At 71.2% G+C, this 13,963-nt stretch carries 15 protein-coding genes; 3 read left to right on the plus strand and 12 right to left on the minus strand.

Translation table 11 applies throughout. The annotated features are described in order from the left end of the window. Window positions 1-4 precede the first annotated feature (4 nt). Window positions 5-586, plus strand: coding sequence for an isochorismatase family protein (locus IE173_RS07275; protein WP_308433093.1), 582 nt, complete (start codon window positions 5-7; stop codon window positions 584-586). Next, complete coding sequence (locus IE173_RS07280; RefSeq protein ID WP_191282790.1) at window positions 586-2,757, plus strand: MMPL family transporter; 2,172 nt, start codon at window positions 586-588, stop codon at window positions 2,755-2,757. Before IE173_RS07275 ends, IE173_RS07280 begins: the two co-directional genes overlap by 1 nt. 98 nt (window positions 2,758-2,855) lie before the next feature. Here the strand turns inward: IE173_RS07280 and IE173_RS07285 are convergent, their stop codons facing one another. Further along, window positions 2,856-3,797: an SDR family oxidoreductase gene (locus IE173_RS07285; protein WP_191282791.1), complete on the minus strand. Its 942-nt coding sequence runs from the start codon at window positions 3,795-3,797 to the stop codon at window positions 2,856-2,858. 85 nt (window positions 3,798-3,882) lie between these two features. On the opposite strand from IE173_RS07285, the gene IE173_RS07290 reads away from it, so the two are divergent. Next, complete coding sequence (locus IE173_RS07290; protein WP_191282792.1) at window positions 3,883-4,725, plus strand: helix-turn-helix transcriptional regulator; 843 nt, start codon at window positions 3,883-3,885, stop codon at window positions 4,723-4,725. Window positions 4,726-4,735: 10 nt separating this feature from the next. Here IE173_RS07290 and IE173_RS07295 read toward each other — a convergent pair whose 3' ends face one another. From IE173_RS07295 to IE173_RS07345, 11 genes are all read right to left on the minus strand, one after another. After that, the gene (locus IE173_RS07295) at window positions 4,736-5,452 is read right to left on the minus strand and encodes an IclR family transcriptional regulator domain-containing protein (RefSeq protein WP_191283038.1); all 717 of its coding nucleotides are present in this window, start codon (window positions 5,450-5,452) and stop codon (window positions 4,736-4,738) included. A 60-nt stretch (window positions 5,453-5,512) separates the two neighbouring features. Then, window positions 5,513-6,175: a hypothetical protein gene (locus IE173_RS07300; protein WP_191282793.1), complete on the minus strand. Its 663-nt coding sequence runs from the start codon at window positions 6,173-6,175 to the stop codon at window positions 5,513-5,515. Then, a complete protein-coding gene (locus IE173_RS07305; RefSeq protein ID WP_191282794.1) occupies window positions 6,172-6,873 on the minus strand; it encodes a matrixin family metalloprotease in 702 nt (233 codons plus the stop codon). Before IE173_RS07305 ends, IE173_RS07300 begins: the two co-directional genes overlap by 4 nt. Then, the gene (locus IE173_RS07310; RefSeq protein ID WP_191282795.1) at window positions 6,870-7,883 is read right to left on the minus strand and encodes an aminotransferase class I/II-fold pyridoxal phosphate-dependent enzyme; all 1,014 of its coding nucleotides are present in this window, start codon (window positions 7,881-7,883) and stop codon (window positions 6,870-6,872) included. Before IE173_RS07310 ends, IE173_RS07305 begins: the two co-directional genes overlap by 4 nt. Then, window positions 7,873-9,597: an ATP-binding protein gene (locus IE173_RS07315; protein WP_191282796.1), complete on the minus strand. Its 1,725-nt coding sequence runs from the start codon at window positions 9,595-9,597 to the stop codon at window positions 7,873-7,875. Before IE173_RS07315 ends, IE173_RS07310 begins: the two co-directional genes overlap by 11 nt. Continuing rightward, the gene (locus IE173_RS07320; protein WP_191282797.1) at window positions 9,594-10,343 is read right to left on the minus strand and encodes a hypothetical protein; all 750 of its coding nucleotides are present in this window, start codon (window positions 10,341-10,343) and stop codon (window positions 9,594-9,596) included. Before IE173_RS07320 ends, IE173_RS07315 begins: the two co-directional genes overlap by 4 nt. Window positions 10,344-10,370: 27 nt before the next feature. Then, window positions 10,371-11,513 (minus strand): hypothetical protein, encoded by a 1,143-nt coding sequence (locus tag IE173_RS07325; RefSeq protein ID WP_191282798.1) that lies wholly within the window; start codon window positions 11,511-11,513, stop codon window positions 10,371-10,373. 2 nt (window positions 11,514-11,515) lie between these two features. Beyond that, on the minus strand, window positions 11,516-12,379 hold the full coding sequence (locus tag IE173_RS07330; protein ID WP_191282799.1) for a hypothetical protein: 864 nt from the start codon (window positions 12,377-12,379) through the stop codon (window positions 11,516-11,518). A 16-nt stretch (window positions 12,380-12,395) separates the two neighbouring features. Continuing rightward, entirely contained in the window at window positions 12,396-12,761 is a 366-nt protein-coding gene (locus IE173_RS07335) for a hypothetical protein (RefSeq protein WP_191282800.1), read from the minus strand. Between the two features lie 80 nt (window positions 12,762-12,841). Further along, the gene (locus IE173_RS07340; protein ID WP_191282801.1) at window positions 12,842-13,708 is read right to left on the minus strand and encodes a hypothetical protein; all 867 of its coding nucleotides are present in this window, start codon (window positions 13,706-13,708) and stop codon (window positions 12,842-12,844) included. Then, a complete protein-coding gene (locus tag IE173_RS07345; protein WP_191282802.1) occupies window positions 13,701-13,916 on the minus strand; it encodes a hypothetical protein in 216 nt (71 codons plus the stop codon). The genes IE173_RS07340 and IE173_RS07345 overlap by 8 nt, the downstream gene beginning before the upstream one ends. Window positions 13,917-13,963 lie beyond the last annotated feature (47 nt).

Genomic DNA, 13,963 nt, shown 5'->3' on the forward strand with positions numbered 1-13,963 from the left:
GCAGATCGTGCGCGCTCTTTTCGTCATCGACGTGCAGAACGACTTCACCGAGGGCGGTGCGCTGGGCGTGACCGGCGGGGCCGCCGTCGCCGAGGGCATCACCGAGTACCTGCGTGAGCACGCCGACAGCTACGACCTGGTGATCGCGAGCCGCGACTGGCACGACGGCGACAACGACAACGGCGGGCACTTCGCGGCCGGTGCCGAGCCCGACTTCGTGGAGACCTGGCCGCGGCACTGCGTCGCCGGCACCCCCGGGGCGGAGTATCACCCGGCGCTCGACGCGAGCCTGATCGATGTGCACGTGAAGAAGGGGCAGGGCGTTCCGGCGTACTCGATCTTCGAGGGCGTCACCGACGATGGCCGCGACCTCATCGACCTGCTCGACGAGAAAGGCGTGGATGTCGTGCACGTCGCCGGCATCGCCACCGACTACTGCGTGCTGGCCTCCGCCCGCGACGCGTTGGATGCGGGGCGCGAGGTGGCCGTGCTGACCGACCTCGTCGCCGGAGTCGCCCCGGAGTCGTCGACGGCCGCGCTCGCCGAGCTCGAGGCCGCCGGCGCCGAACTGCTCGAGACCCGCTGATGCGCCCGACGCTGGGGCGGCGCATCCTGCGCGCGGTCGTTCCCGCCCTGCTCATCGTCGGCTGGCTGGCGCTGGCCGGCTTCGGCGGGCCGACGTTCGGCAAGATCTCGGATGTCTCCACCAACGATCAGGCGAGCTTCCTGCCCGCGTCGGCCGAGTCGACGCAGGTGGCCGAGCTCGTTCCGGAGTTCTCGGGTGCCGACGATATCCCGGCGATCGTCATCGCCGCGCGTGACGGCGGACTCACCGACGACGACCTCGCCTTCCTCGACGACTTCGCGGCCGACGCCGCCGACGTCGAGGGGGTCGGCGACGGGCTGAGCCCGGTGATCCCCTCGGATGACGGCGACGCCGCCGAGATCGTCGTGCCGATCTCCGCCGAAATCGCCGACACCGTGGCGGCCCTCACCGCGCTGCTCGATGACGCGCCCGACGGCCTCGAGGCCTACGTCACCGGACCGGCCGGATTCACCGCCGACCTCGTCGCCGGTTTCGCGGGCATCGACGGCATCCTGCTGCTCACAGCGCTGGGCGCGGTGCTCGTCATCCTGGTGATCGTCTACCGCTCGCCGCTGCTGCCGTTCATCGTGCTCGGCACCGCCGTCTTCGCGCTGTGCGCCGCGATCCTCGTCGTCTACTGGCTCGCCGCCGCCGACCTCGTGACGATCAACGGGCAGGTGCAGGGCATCCTGTTCATCCTGGTGATCGGCGCCGCCACCGACTACGCCCTGCTCTACGTCGCCCGCTACCGCGAGGCGCTGCGCGACCACGAGAAGCGCTGGGATGCCACCTGGGCCGCCCTGCGCGGGTCGTTCGAGCCGATCCTCGCGTCGGGCCTGACGGTGATCGCCGGGCTGCTGTGCCTGCTGCTCAGCGACCTCAACTCCAACAAGGCCCTCGGCCCGGTCGCCGCGATCGGCATCGCCTTCTCCCTCCTCGCCGCACTCACCCTTCTCCCCGCCCTGATGCTGGCGGCAGGTCGGGTGGCCTTCTGGCCGCGAAAAGTTCGCGGGTCGAGGAGCGCCGCCGAAGGCGACGCATCTCGAAACCCCACCTCCACCAAACTCTGGCCCGCCGTCGGCCGCCTCATCGCCAAGCGCGCCCGCCTCGTCTGGGCACTGTCCCTCGTGGTGCTGCTCATCGCATCCGCCGGTCTCGCGCTCTTCAAGGCCGACGGGGTGCCGCAGAGCGAGCTGGTGCTCGGCGAGAGCCCCGCCCGTGACGGCCAGGTGCTGCTCGGCGAGCATTTCCCCGCGGGATCCGGCTCGCCCGCCGTCATCGTCGGCGACGAGAACCTCATCACCGAACTCGCGGATGCCGCGGCCGGCCTCGACGGCGTCGACGGAGTGGAGGCGCTGAGTGACAACTCACCGACCGGCACGATGCCGGTCGGAACCGACGCCGAGCCGTTCCCGATCCCGACGCTCGTGCCGCTCGAGCCGACGGTGGTCGACGGGCAGGTGATGCTGCGGGCCACGCTGACGGATGCCGCCGACTCGGCCGCGGCCGAAGCCACGATCCGCGAGCTGCGGGATGCCGTGCATGCGGTCGATGAGGCGGCTCTCGTCGGCGGCGTCACGGCGCTGGCGTACGACACCGACCAGACGGCGATCCGCGACCGCACGGTCATCATCCCCGTGGTGCTGCTGGTGATCCTCGTCATCCTGATCCTGCTGCTGCGGTCGCTCGTCGCCCCGCTCGTGCTCGTCGCCAGCGTCATCGTGTCGTTCGCCGCCGCGCTCGGGGTGTCGGCGCTCGTCTTCGAGGGGATCTTCCACTTCCCGGGAGCCGACCCGTCGGTGCCGCTGTTCGGGTTCGTGTTCCTCGTCGCGCTCGGCGTGGATTACAACATCTTCCTGATGACGCGCGTGCGTGAGGAGTCGCTGAAGCACGGCACCCGCGAGGGCGTGCTGCGTGGTCTCACCGTCACTGGCGGCGTCATCACCTCGGCCGGCATCGTGCTCGCGGCGACCTTCGCGGCGCTCGGCGTCATCCCGATCCTGTTCCTCGCCCAGATCGCGTTCATCGTCGCCTTCGGCGTGCTGCTCGACACCCTCGTCGTGCGGTCGCTGCTCGTGCCGGCCGCGATCCACGACCTCGGCCGCATCAGTTGGTGGCCGTCGCGCCTGTCGCGAGATGATGGACCCGTACCGATCCGGAAGGACGCCTGATGGCAGCCCAACTCCTCATGGTCGCCGCCGTCGTCGGCGCGATCCTCATCGCCGTGGTCTTCACCCTGCAGGTCTTCTTCCTCGCCTGATTCCGGGCGCTACCGGACCACCGAGAGGGCGACGCCGGTGAGTTCTTGGGAGACGCCCCAGACGCGGGCGGCCTCGGCGGCGTCGGTGAGCGGAGCGTAGAGCGACTGCTCCCCGGGACGACCGGCGACGCGGCCCGGGCCGTTCGGACCGAACTGCAGGCCGCCGGCATCCGGAGTCGTCGCCGCGAGCAGCGCGGGAAGCCCCGCCGACGCGACGGTGCCCGCGAGCCCCATCCGCGACATGGCGACGATGAGCCGCCGGGAGCCGACCGCCTGGGCGCGACCGACTTCGGGTCGTGCGGCGAGCAGGTTCGTCGGGGCGACGCCGGGGTGGGAGATGTTGCTCGTGATGCCCCAGCCCTCGGCGATGCTGCGCCGCTGCAGCTCGAGCCCGAAGAGCCCGAACGCGATCTTCGACTGCCGGTACGCGGCCATCCCGTCGTATGAGCGCTCCCAGTTGAGGTCGTCCCAGTTGATGGTGCCGCGCGCGGCGGCGACGCTGATCTGCGACGTGACGCGGGCCTGGCCGGCGCGCAGCAACGGCAGCAGGTGGGCGACGAGGGCGACATGGCCGAGGTGGTTGGTGCCCCACTGCAGCTCGAAGCCGTCGGCGGTCGTCTGGCGCTCGGGCGGTGTCATGACGCCCGCGTTGTTGATGAGCAGATGGATGGGGTCACCCTCATCCCGCAGCGTCGCCCCGAGCGCCGCGATTGAGGCGAGCGACGAGAGGTCGAGGTCGCGCAAAGTGATCGTCGCGCCCGTCACCGATTCGCGGATCGCCGCGACCGCCGCCTCTCCCTTGCGCGGGTTGCGCACCGGCAGCACGAGTTCGGCGCCGGCCGCGGCGAGCCTCGTGGCGATGACGAGACCCATCCCGTCGCTCGCGCCCGTGACGAGGGCGCGCTTTCCGGTCAGGTCAGGAAGCTGGATGTCGTGTCGATTGCGTGTCATGGTTCGACCCTGCGACGCCCGGCCGATCGCATCCAGGACTCGCCGATCCGTGGTTGCGCCGACCGAGGCGGGGTAGAAACGAGTCATGGCGATCGATCGGGCCGGCCTCGCGGGCTTCCTCAGACTCCGCCGGGAGGCGCTGCAGCCCGAGGATGTCGGCCTCCCGCGCGGGCAGCGTCGCCGCACCGAGGGGCTGCGTCGTGAAGAGGTCGCCGCGCTCAGCCACATGTCGACCGACTACTACGCACGCATCGAACGCGAGGTCGGACCGCAGCCGTCGGAGCAGATGATCGCCTCGATCGCGCAGGGCCTGCACCTCACCCTCGACGAGCGCGACCACCTGTTCCGGCTCGCCGGACACGCTCCGCCGGAGCGCGGGGCATCGAGCGAACACATCAGCCCCGGGATGCTGCGCATCTTCGATCGCCTGCACGACACCCCCGCCGAGATCGTCACCGAGCTCGGCGAGACCTTGCGCCAGACCCCGCTCGGGGTCGCCCTCACCGGCGACCTGACCCGGTACACCGGGCCGGCGCGCAGCCTCGGCTACCGCTGGTTCACCGATCCATCGATGCGGGAGCTCTATCCGGAGGAGGATCACCCGTTCCTCTCGCGGTTGTGGGCGTCGGGCCTGCGCGAACTCGTCGGGGTGCGCGGCCCCGGCTCGCGGGCAGCGCAGTACGTCGAGCTGCTCATGGATGAGAGCGCCGAGTTCCGCGACGTCTGGTCGCTGCACGAGGTGGGCGTGCGGCCGGGGCCGACGAAGCGCTATCGGCATCCGGAGGTGGGGTTGCTCGAGCTCACCTGCCAGACCCTGCTCGACCCCGACCAGTCGCACCTCCTGCTCGTCTACACCGCCGCGCCGGGCAGCGAGTCGTACGAGAAGCTGCAACTGCTGTCGGTCATCGGCACCGTGCCCGCCGGTTGAGGCGCGCTCCTCAACCCGCGGTGGGGGTCAGTTCGAGGTCGCGCGAGATGGCGGCGGCGGCCTCCTGCATCGCGGGCAGGAGGCGCAGGGCTTGGACGCTGGCATCCTCATCGGTTGCGGGCATCGAGACGTTGATCGCCGCCACAGTCGCGGTGCCGCGGGTGACGGGTACCGCGAGCGCCCGCAGCCCGGTTTCGAGTTCGCCGTCGACGAGGCTCCACCCTTGGGCAGCCACGCGGTCGAGTTCGGCCCGCAGCGCTCCCGGATCGACCACGGTGCGGGTCGTAAACGCCTCCCCGCGGAAACCTTCGAAGAAGGTTTCAAGCTCGGCGACGCTTAGCGCTGCGAGCAGAACCCGGCCCATCGAGGTGACGTAGGCGGGAAAGCGCGTGCCGATCGTGATGCCCACCGACATGATGCGCCGGGTGGGTACGCGGGCGATGTAGACGATGTCCCACCCGTCGAGAATGGATGCCGACGACGACTCCCCGACCGCGTGCGACAGCGCCTCAAGGTGGGGCTGCGCCACCTCGGGCAGCGACTGCGCCGACAGGTACGAGAACCCGAGCTCGAGCACCCGCGGGGTGAGCTCGAACATCCCGTCGCGCGCCCGCACGTAGCCTTCGGATTCCAGCGTCAGCAGAAAACGACGAGCGGATGCCCGGGTCAGCTCGGTCGCGCGCGCCACGTCCGAGAGGGTCAGCAGTGCGGTCGCGCACTCGGGGATGCGACCGCACCCGCCGTGCCCGGACTCGGCCCAGCGGCAGGGTCCGCCGGGCCGAGTCGATCAATTGAACTTGATGCCGCAGACGGGGCACTTCAAGAAGCGATCCTTGTAGGAGATCTCGGTGCCGCAGCCGCGGCAGACGTAGGGCGCCCAGGAGCGCCCGAACTCGAGATGGTCGAACATTCTCATCACCTCCTTCCCGTGAGAGGGGGCAAGCTTCCCGGCGTGATCCGAGTCGAGTGAGAACGCCGCTCGTTCGCCGAGGCCCAAGTAGAGCGCGACCCGCGGCCAGATCGACCAAGCGATGAACCCGACCGCGGCGACGATGGATGCCGTCGCCACCTGGTCGAGCAGCGGCACGGCGAGCCCCAAGGCGGACACTGCCGCGACCTGCATCACCTTCTGCGCGACGGTCGTACGGGATCGAATCGCGAGATGTGCGACGAGCACCGTCATGAGGGCCGCGGCGAGTCCGACGCCGACGACGAGAAGCACGTCACTCGGGACCAGGGCGCGGGTGAGCATCCCGTAGCGATCGGAGACGGTGCGCGGGGAGATGAAGCACGTCGTGACGACCGCCTGGCCGGCCACCATCGCGACGAGCGGCAACGGGCCGGTCACCACCAGATGCGCCCAAGTGCGGGGTATAGGCCGGCGGCCGCCAGCGCGGACGAGCCGCGCGAAGGTGTCCGCCGTCCAGACGGCGACGCTACGGCGGATCATCCTGCCACACCGTGGCAGCCGATCGCCGCGAGCGCCCAGCGGTCGCCGTCACCGAGTTCGGCATCCTCGTCGGGCCGGATCGCCGGAGCCATGATCTCGTCGGTCCCCTCGGCCGCATGATCGAGGCCGAGAGCGTGCCCGATTTCGTGCATGAGGACACTCACGCCGATGACCGTCGCCGGGTCGGCGCTCGGCGTATCGGATCGGATGAGCACGTCGCCGTGCATGATCCGACCGAGAACAGAACTCGGGCCCCCAACACCGAGCACCGACGGCTCATCGAGCACCATCGTCCCGACACTCGAGCCGAGCGGCCCGTAGTTCACCGTGATGTCGGCGGGCTGGTCGGACGCGCTGATCACGAGCGGAAGGCCCGACGCCTCGCGCAGCCGGGACACGGCGGTCTCGAGGGCGGGGTCGGTACCCGGCGGGACCACGCCCGAGGTCGCCACCGAGATCTCGGACACGCAGTCCCAGCGCACTTGCGTGCCCGTCCGGTCGACTAGGAAGCTGAAGTCAACGCCCTCGACGAGTCCTATGGGTGGCACCGGGTCGGCCGCGGCACCCACCGCCCCATCGATCTCGGTGAGCAGACCGTCAACCCAGGGATCCCAGGGGAGGGCCCAGTCGAGCGGGTTGAGGAGCGCCACCGTCACGGCTACGCCGAGCACGAAGCCGCCGAGGCTTGAGCCGCTCATCCGCGGACGTCCTGGATGACAGGAGCATCGACCGCGACGACGGGATACCGTCGCAGAGTCGACGACCCTGAGGCGAGTGCCCCGATGTCGATCACGTCGACGTGCCCGACGTGCGCCGCAATGGTCGTCGACGTGTAGCGGTCGGGCGCCAGGACGAGGGTGTTGGCGGCGACTCCGCGTCGCTCGTCTGCACCGAGCACGCGGACACCTCTCGCGGCGAGCGCCCTCGCCGTGCGGCGGTGCGCCTCGATGACCGCGCCCGGATCGTCGTCGCTGAGAGCCGCATCCAGCAGGACGGCCGCCAGCGGATGAGGGCGCACGGCGAACGCGTCGAGGCGGGGAAGGCGCACGCCGCCGAGTCGCTGGCGTACAGGATGCGCGGCCACCCGGAGGACGGCCGTGCGAAGGTCCGCGTCGCACAGGACCAACGCGCCGAGTTCGCCGACGTCAAGTCGCTTGCCCGGCCCCATGCTGAGGACCGCGGCGTCGCCGAGCGAACCCACCGGTCGATCGTCGAGCGTTGAGCCGAGCGCCTGTGCGCAGTCCTCGACGATCACGACCCCGGGGAGGGCAACCCGAAGTGCGGGCACGTCAGCGGCGATCCCGAAGAGATGGGTCGCGATGACGGCACGTGTCGCGGCGCTGAGACGAACGAGCGCTGCCGCCGGATCGATCGTGAGGGTTGTTGGGTCGACCGGCACCGCCACCGGCGTCGCGCCGAGCATGCGGACGACGGCGAGCGACGAGGTCCAGTCGTGGTCGGGGATGAGGACCTCGTCGCCCGGCCCGACCCCGACGGCCGAGAGCACCGCGTGGAGCGCGCCCGTGGCGCTGGGCATCAGCACGACGGGGCGATCGGAGTGGAGCGCGGAGAGCCGCGCTTCGACACGTCCGATGGCTCCGCCGCCGGTAATCTGGCTCGTCGGCGTGTCGACGTCCGTGCGCAGCCACGCCTCGAGCGACGCGATCGTGCGCTCGATCCACTCCCGGTCGGGATGCTCAATAGCCACGGAGCGACTCCAGGGCCCGGATGCGGGTCTCGATCCCGGCGACATCGAGCGACCCGGACGCGTCGACATAAGGCTGCACGTAACCGGGAGGGGCGATGTCGCCTCCGCCGATGTACCGCTCGGCCATCCAGGGCAGGTGCCCGGACCAGGACGTCGCACGGAGGGCTAGGAGCGACTGGCGCTCCTCCTCGGGACCGATCGCGTGCAGCGACTCGGCCATCGCGGAGGCGACATCGATCCCGGTGATCCGCTCCCGGCCGGCTTCCTGGGCGTGCACCTGGGCCCGGTCGAGGATGCGCACGGCCTCGCGGCCCGAGAAGGCCGCGCTCGAGCCGATCAGCGCCTCAGTCGCCCCCTCCAGGTCGAAGTCGATGCCGACGCGCCGCGCCTGGATCGCCATGATCTGCGCCGCCTCGGTCGGCGACGGATGGAGCACCGGCACGATCGTGAACCTGTCGGTCGCGGCTTCGTCGAGGAGGTCGGGGCGGTTGGTGAGCCCGATGACCGAGATGCCCAGCCGCGAACCCGTGTCGCCGAGCCAGGTGTAGAGCTCCGCCCGCAGGTTGGCGGTCACCTCGCTGCCCTCGGCTCCCGCGGACTCGCCGCGGCGGCCGAGCCCCGACTGATCTACCTCGTCGAGCATCAGCAGCCCGGGGGCGTTGGCCTCAACCGTGTCGAAGGCGCGACGCAGGTTGTCCTCGCTCTCGCCGACATACCGGCCCCGGATGCGCCCGAGTTGCATCGCGGGCACGCCCAGCGCCGCGGCGATCGCGGTCGAGACCCGGTTCTTGCCGTTGCCCGGAGGGCCGGCGAGGATCAGTCGCAGCGTGTCGTTGCCGCGCCGTGCCTCCTCGCGGAGGATCCGCCGCACCTGAGGCAGCCCGGCCACGTCGGCGTCGAGGCTCAACAGATCGTCGTGCACGAGGAGCGTGTCGCCCGCCATCTGGCGGATGGCGGCCCGCTTGAGCTCGAGGATGTGGCCGACCTCGAGGGGCCGCTCGGGCGAGGTGTGATACCTCAGCGAGCTGAGGGCGTGCAGCGAGATGCCGCCGGTCAATCGCGCCGCGCGGTCGAGGGGCAGGTCGGGCGCGAACGCGAGAGGGTGCCGGTTGCTCCCGGCCATCAGCGCGAGAGCCTCCCGGCGCTCGGGGAGCTGCGGGAGTCCCACGTCGACGACGCGCACGCCGGGAAGCCGGGCGACCCGCTGATCGATCCGGGCGGTACGGCCGATGAGGACGAGCACATGACCGCCCTCGGCCCACGCGGGGTTCTTCGTGAAGTCCGCCACCTGCTCGATGACGCGCGCGGTGTCGCCGACCGCCGGACCCGCCTCGTCGCCGGGGAGGAGGTGCTCGGCGAAGTCGAGCACGAGGAGGTGCGGCGTGCTCTCGCGCAGGCAGGCCTCGCGCAACATGTCGATCGCGACCGTCGCCGGGGTGTGGTCGGCGATCCCCTCGGGGAGGTTGGCGGCCGGACCGCCCGGCGCCACGACCACCTCCGCGCCGCCGGCGAGCGTGTAGAGGAGGGTCGGCATCCCCCACAGCGCCGCGTGGACGCTCAGCACGCGAGTGATCTCGCGCAGGGCGTCGCCGTCGACGTAGAAGTCGCCGTCGGCGTCGTCGATCAGGATGACGCTCCGATCGACGCGCGCCTCCTCGAGGGCGCGGACGACCTGTCCGGCACGCCGTGCGCCGAGTACGAGGGTGTCGCTCACCGGGCACCTCGCTGAGCGAGACGCGTCGCGCGGGTCGCGGCGGGCAGGAGGCGAGTGCGGAGCTCGGGGACCTTCGCGTCGCCGTGGCGCACGGCGCCCTCGGCGAGGGAAGCGCCGCCGCTGCGCACCGCGTTGTCGACGGGGCTGCCCCCGCGCGGGTCGTCGTGGCGCACGCGGACGCTCTCGTCGAACAGCACGCCGCGGGTATCCATCGCGGCGACGAAGTCGCTCTGCCGCGCGTCGCACGCGTCGCCGACGAGACCGAGGTGGTCGGTCGCGACAGTGCCCTGGTCGCCGACGACGACGAGCAGCGTCTCGTGACCGCGCCGGGCCTCGATCGCACTCGTCCGGATCCCGTCGACACGGGTCACCGCGTAGCCGAGGCCGACGAGGGCCGGCACCGACGTGTCGGCGACGGCGAGTCGCTCGAGCGTCCCGAGCTCCAGCGCGACGGTGGACAGCGCGACGCCCAGCGGGATCGCCCCCGTCCGCGCGGACTCGAGAGCCGCCGTGGATGTCGCCGGCAACTGCTGTCGCCAGGCCGGCATCGCCTGCTCGACCCGTTCCCAGCCGATGGCGTCGCTGTTCAGGCCGGACGTGGGGACCTGCAACGCCTCGGTCGCGAGCTTCGCGACGTCGAGCGAGCACATCCCGTTCAAGAGGGCCGAGTACTCGCTCGTGGAGAGGTCGTACGCGCCCGCGACGTCCGTCTGGAACGCCGTCTCGGAATTGGTGTAAGTGGACATGGTGGTGCCTTTCGAGGTGGGGGTGTTTCAGGACGCGTCGAACGTGGGGTCGACGAGGTCGTTCTCGCGCGGACGCGGGGTGTCCTGCGGGGCGCCGGGTGGCGGTTCGGCCGGGGACACGTCGGACTCGCCGGCCGGAGGTGCGTCCTCGAGGACGTTCAGCGGCGGGGCGGCGACCTGGCTCTCGGCGACGACCAGAGCGAGGTGCCGCTGCAGGTCGCCCTGCGTCACTCCGGCACGTTCGAACGCCCGGGAGAGGCGCCGGTACTGGCCTGCCCGCTGGCGGGTCTCGGCGTCGACGGACTTGCGCACCTTGTCCTGCGCCTTGCCCTTCGCGAGGCGCGTCGTGCGCAACTGCACGACGGGGATCGCGAGCGGCACGAAGAAGCCGCTCGCGAACTCGACGCCGGCCGCGATCGGCACGAGCGCGCTGTTCCACTCGGCCGAGCGGGTCTGGTCCGCCTCGAGTTCGGCGAGCTTCTGCTCGGCGAAGACGAGCGCGATGTCGTCCTCGTCCTCCGTGAACTGCACGATCTGCTGGTTCGTGGCGCGGATCTCGTCCGCGTACTCGATCTGAGCCCGGATCGGCGCGAGGGCGGTGAGGGTGAAGACGACGGCGGCGAAGGCGGTGAGCAGCCCGGCGACCGCGAGGCTGAACACGACGGGCCGCATGCCGTCGCGGCGCTTGAGCATGAGATCGCCGAAGAGCAACGAGCACACCACGGGCACGCCGAGCGCGAGCAGGGTGCCGAGCACGCCGTAGAGGACGTTGCCGCCGGAGACCGCGGTCACGATCGGCAGGTCGATGAGCGCCGCCGCGCAGATCGCGATGATCCACAGCACGAGCATCGCCAGGAGGAAGATCGCCCGCCGGTGGGAGGGTTCGACCCCGTCCGGGAAGCCGGTGAGGAGGCGGGTCTCGCGGCCCGTCGCGGCCTCGACGACGCCCTGTGCCTTCGCGGTGCGCTGCTCGCTGCGCAGCCGGGACGGAGCGATGCGGGCGACCCAGGCGCGGACGACATCCAGCGGGTTCTGCCGGATCCGCTCGCGCGAGGCGTGACGGAGCGCGAGCAGCGCCGGGATCTGCGGCCCGAAGCGGCGGGCCGCCCAGTAGAGGGCCCAGCTGAGGGCACCGAGGACGAGGACGGTGACGAAGATGTTGAGGATCATGGTCAGGCTCCTGTGAGGAAGGTGGTGAGGGTGGCCGCCGCGAGTTCGGGGCGCACGTGGGTGACGGGTCCGGCGCCGCCGGCGGCGGCCCAGGCGGCGAAGTCGTTGAAGAGGGCGTCCCAGTTGGCGCGACTTCCCACCGCGTCGGGCTGGATGCAGATCACCGGTCGCCCGGCGAACGTCGCCGCCTGAACTGGACGGTTGTCGGCCAGGTCGGAGAGCACGGCGTACTGCACATCCCCCTCGGCGGGGGCGAGCAGCGTGAGGGCCGCGGCCCCCGCCGTGATGCCCGACGACTCGTCGGTGTTCACGTTGATGCTCTGCATCGCGGCGACCGCGTCGGCGGCGGCTGCGACCGCGGCGTCGTAGGCCTCCGACCAGCTCGCCTCCGACTCGACCCAGGTGTCGTAGGTGCCGTCGGCGTCGAGCGCACCCTCCTCGGTCATGTCCGCGCGGGCCGACAGCGCCGGGACGCTCGGGATGGACACCGTGTAGTTCGGCTGCCCATAGGCCAGAGAGTCGGTTGCGACCAGGCGCACGGTGAGCTCCAGCCCGACGATCTCGGGCACCCCGGGGCGCGTGTCCTCGGGCTTCGGGGGGAGGTAGCCCTCGACGACCGAGATCAGGAGCGCCTTCATCGACTCGCGGAACGAGGTGTCGGTGCTGGTCGACGGGTCGAGCAGCACGAAGCGGTAGCGGGGGTCCGGTGCCGGCGGGAGCAGGAACGCCTCGGGAGGCGTCGTCGGGCCCGCCTCGGGCTCGATCCCGAGGTAGGGCCCGACGATCGGGCCGACCCGATCCCAGTTGAGGTAGGCGAAGCCGCCGATCACGGCGACCACCATCAGGGCTGCGAAGAACTTCTTCATGGTCTGTTCCTTTCCCTTACGCGGCGATCGCGGTGGCGTGGCTGAAGTAGACGGGGGCGACCACCGGGCGCGGCGCTCGGTCGGCGGGAGAGACGGTGGATGCGGCCGCGGCCGTGCCGGCGCGCTCGGCCGCGGCCGCGCGACTTTCGAGGTGGTAGCCGCACGTCGCCTCGGGGCAGCGGTACACCGACATGGGCGACGAAGATCCGCCCTTCTTCTCGCGGCTCCACATGGTGGCGTTCGCCGCGTCGCGCGCCTGCTTGCGGTCGCGGTACCGGGCCGCCCCGGTCACCGGGCAGGTGTCGACGGCGTGCTTGCGGAAGCTCTCGCCCCGGCTGCGGCGGGTGCGGTGGCGGAGCGGGGAGGCGGGGGTCTTCGTCATGGTGTGTCTCCAGGGGGTGTGAGTGGGGGTGTGCGTCCTTGCAGTTGCGATGGAAGTCCGGGGCACGTGAGGCAGGAAGGTCACGGCGGGCCTCGCCGTGCCTCGACCCGGCCCACGGCGGGGAGCCGTTCGAGCCCGCCGTCCGCCGGGTTCTGACCGGGGGTGGTCAGAGACTCACCGCCGGGGGCCCGGAACGGCGTGCCGCAGAGGGAGCAATGGATGCTGTCCGCCTGCCACGACCCGACGGCGATCCGGATCGTACGCGGGGCGCCGCGGTCGCCGAGGCACGAGCACGACGCGAACACGTAGCGCGACGTCTTCGGCGTCACGACCCGGGCCGTGCGCATCTCGTCGAACGCGGCGGCGAGCGGGTCGTCCGTTCCCGTCGGAGTCGTGAGCACGAGCGCCTGGTCGAGTGCGCGGATGATCGGGCCGTACTCCGTGGCGGTGACCGGGGAGATCCCGGTCACGACGAAGCCGGTGAGCGAGTCTCCCCGGGTCACGTCGAGGCCCAGGAGACTCGCGGTGCGGGCGAACCGGGCGTTGTGGTACCGCTCGCGGTTGGACGTGTCCTTCACGCCGGCCCAGTGGTTGTAGACGTGGGCGAGGCCGTGGAGCATCCGGACGAGCAGGTTCTCGCCGCGCGAGAGCCCGTCGATGCTGTCGCCCACGAGTACGAGCTCGCTGACCCGGATCGTTCCGCCGAACTCCCACGCGTCGGCGGAGACGGTGAAGCCGGAGCGGCGCTCGGCCCCCGCGCTGGCGATCGGCAAGACCGTGCGCGTGACGACCTCGACGAGGAGGGGGAGCCGGGGCTCGCACAACCGCGCGACCTCGAGGAGCCCGACGAAGGCCGCGCCCTGCTCGGCGAACAGCTCGCGCTGTGCGATGAAGACGCTCTCGGCGCCGGGCACGACGACGGCCGCTGCGGTGAACGCCCTAGTCATGGTTGGCCGCCCCACGCAGTCGCACGCTAGACGTTCCGGCGAGAAAGGAGGTGGCGAAGCGGTGGGCGGCGGCGGGCGACGGGGCGAATGCGCGACCCCAGCCGCCGATCTCACCCTCGGCGGAGACCAGGTCGAACGTGTACCAGCGCGATTCGGGGATCTGACCGGGATTGGTCAGAGACTCTTTCGTCGTCGGGGTTCTCGTCAAGGAGTCCTCCTGCGATAGTCGGCGCCGTCGGTTTGCGACACCCCATT

This window comes from Pseudolysinimonas yzui, assembly GCF_014653215.1.
Taxonomy (GTDB): Bacteria; Actinomycetota; Actinomycetes; order Actinomycetales; family Microbacteriaceae; genus Pseudolysinimonas_A; species Pseudolysinimonas_A yzui.

Excerpts from the sequence above, each read along its gene's own strand:
- IE173_RS07280 (WP_191282790.1), top strand. The coding sequence starts at position 586 with ATGCGCCCGACGCTGGGGCGGCGCATCCTGCGCGCGGTCGTTCCCGCC.
- IE173_RS07285 (WP_191282791.1), bottom strand. The coding sequence starts at position 3,797 with ATGACACGCAATCGACACGACATCCAGCTTCCTGACCTGACCGGAAAG.
- IE173_RS07290 (WP_191282792.1), top strand. The coding sequence starts at position 3,883 with ATGGCGATCGATCGGGCCGGCCTCGCGGGCTTCCTCAGACTCCGCCGG.
- IE173_RS07300 (WP_191282793.1), bottom strand. The coding sequence starts at position 6,175 with ATGATCCGCCGTAGCGTCGCCGTCTGGACGGCGGACACCTTCGCGCGG.
- IE173_RS07305 (WP_191282794.1), bottom strand. The coding sequence starts at position 6,873 with ATGAGCGGCTCAAGCCTCGGCGGCTTCGTGCTCGGCGTAGCCGTGACG.
- IE173_RS07320 (WP_191282797.1), bottom strand. The coding sequence starts at position 10,343 with ATGTCCACTTACACCAATTCCGAGACGGCGTTCCAGACGGACGTCGCG.
- IE173_RS07325 (WP_191282798.1), bottom strand. The coding sequence starts at position 11,513 with ATGATCCTCAACATCTTCGTCACCGTCCTCGTCCTCGGTGCCCTCAGC.
- IE173_RS07330 (WP_191282799.1), bottom strand. The coding sequence starts at position 12,379 with ATGAAGAAGTTCTTCGCAGCCCTGATGGTGGTCGCCGTGATCGGCGGC.
- IE173_RS07335 (WP_191282800.1), bottom strand. The coding sequence starts at position 12,761 with ATGACGAAGACCCCCGCCTCCCCGCTCCGCCACCGCACCCGCCGCAGC.
- IE173_RS07340 (WP_191282801.1), bottom strand. The coding sequence starts at position 13,708 with ATGACTAGGGCGTTCACCGCAGCGGCCGTCGTCGTGCCCGGCGCCGAG.